General features: G+C 70.6%; 1 protein-coding gene. It reads left to right on the top strand.

The annotated features are described in order from the left end of the window. Positions 1-132: 132 nt before the first annotated feature. A partial coding sequence (locus RISW2_RS23275) for an FAD-dependent oxidoreductase (RefSeq protein WP_043776093.1) occupies positions 133-350 on the top strand: 218 nt, incomplete at its 3' end.

The raw sequence follows: 350 nt of genomic DNA, 5'->3' as shown, positions 1-350 counted from the left end.
GCGCCCATTCTTTCCGAACTGCTGGCCGCCGAGATCATCGACGGCACGCCGTCGCCGCTGCTGGCCGACTTCCGGCCGGCGCGCTTCGCGGCCTGACGCGTCCCATTTCCCCGTACCTGTTCCTGGATCATCATGAGTGAAGTCTCGAGCGATTATGTCATCGTGGGCGCCGGCATTTTCGGCGCCTCGCTGGCCTGGACGCTGGCGCGCGCCGGCCATTCCGTCACCCTGCTGGAGCGCCATGCCGTCGCCAGCGGCGCCTCCGGCGGCCCCGGCCACCGCGGGGTGCGCGCCAACAACCGCGACCTGCGCGAACTGCCCCTGGCCGTGCGGGCGCTGCAAATATGGCC

It is taken from the genome of Roseivivax isoporae LMG 25204, from assembly GCF_000521865.1.
GTDB classification, from domain to species: Bacteria; Pseudomonadota; Alphaproteobacteria; order Rhodobacterales; family Rhodobacteraceae; genus Roseivivax; species Roseivivax isoporae.
Note: the sequence above shows the minus strand (reverse complement) of the source record. Positions and strands in the feature narration are given on the sequence as shown.